The organism is Rubellimicrobium sp. CFH 75288, assembly GCF_009904055.1.
Classification (GTDB): Bacteria; Pseudomonadota; Alphaproteobacteria; order Rhodobacterales; family Rhodobacteraceae; genus Rubellimicrobium.
Genome location: NZ_WYDP01000037.1, coordinates 1 through 912, shown reverse-complemented (window position 1 = coordinate 912; position 912 = coordinate 1). Strand labels below are relative to the sequence as shown.

Below are 912 nucleotides of genomic sequence, written 5' to 3'. Positions count from 1 at the left end.
CAGCCGGTTTGTGCAACAGAGCCGTCTGACAACATACTCGGTCAGTTTGGACTCGATGCCGACCACGGCGGTCGGGCCTGAAAGCAGAACATCGAGGTTCGGGGATCGTCCGCCCCGCAGGCCAGTCGGGCATTTCCGCTCGAACTAGAGTTGATCAAAGGTCGCGCCGCCTGGCATCGCCAGATCGCCGATGCGACGGCGGAAGGGCGCAAAGCAGTTCACGGCAAGTGCAGACGAGGAATGCGCCGCCCGGAATTTGGTCTGAAGCTCGTTGCCGTCACCCGCGCTGAGATCGGCCTCGAAGTCCTCGGGCAAGACCATCGGCAGCAGGTTTGCCCTGAAATCTGCGGCATAGCCGTTGTCGTCGATCAACCCGTCAGGACGCTGACGGGCCAGTGCGCTTTTGAGGGCGACAAGCGCTCGGGTGCGAACGGCGCTCTGGGAAATGGAAACAAGTGTCATGGAGGGCAGCATAACCGTGAACGCCTTTGCATCCACTGTCGATTTGCTCTTCGCCGATCCCAACATCGGTCGGGACGCGGTCTACTTCGCCGATGGCGGCGCGCCCAAGCTGGTGCGCGTCGTCGCCCGGCGCGCGGATGCCGTCACCGACTTCGGCGACGCGCGGCTCTGGTCCGAGACCACGCGGATCGACTTGCGCGTCGCCGAGGTGCCCGCCCCGCGCCCCGGCGACCGGGTCGAGATCGACGGCGATGTCTTCCTCATCCAGGGCGAGCCCGCCCGCGACCGCGAGCGGCTGGTCTGGACCGTCGATCTGCGCCCGGCGTGACCGCAATGAAACTCAAGCTCGACATCGATCCTGACATCGTCGCGATGATGGCGGCTGAGGTTGCGGCGGGCGAGCGGGCTGTGTCGGCCGCGATCCGCGAGGCTGGGACCGGCCTCAAGGAC

The 912-nt window shown here is 65.7% G+C and carries 2 protein-coding genes; one reads left to right on the top strand and one right to left on the bottom strand.

Annotation, left to right across the window (positions count from 1 at the left end):
* Positions 1-144: 144 nt before the first annotated feature.
* On the bottom strand, positions 145-462 hold the full coding sequence (locus GT358_RS16135) for a hypothetical protein (RefSeq protein WP_208103584.1): 318 nt from the start codon (positions 460-462) through the stop codon (positions 145-147).
* Here GT358_RS16135 and GT358_RS16130 point away from each other — a divergent pair.
* A complete protein-coding gene (locus GT358_RS16130; protein ID WP_208103583.1) occupies positions 461-790 on the top strand; it encodes a hypothetical protein in 330 nt (109 codons plus the stop codon). The genes GT358_RS16135 and GT358_RS16130 overlap by 2 nt on opposite strands.
* The last annotated feature ends 122 nt before the right edge of the window (positions 791-912 follow it).

What these genes read in the sequence shown, in the direction of transcription:
- GT358_RS16135 (WP_208103584.1), bottom strand. Translation starts at nt 462, where the DNA reads ATGACACTTGTTTCCATTTCCCAGAGCGCCGTTCGCACCCGAGCGCTT.
- GT358_RS16130 (WP_208103583.1), top strand. Translation starts at nt 461, where the DNA reads ATGGAGGGCAGCATAACCGTGAACGCCTTTGCATCCACTGTCGATTTG.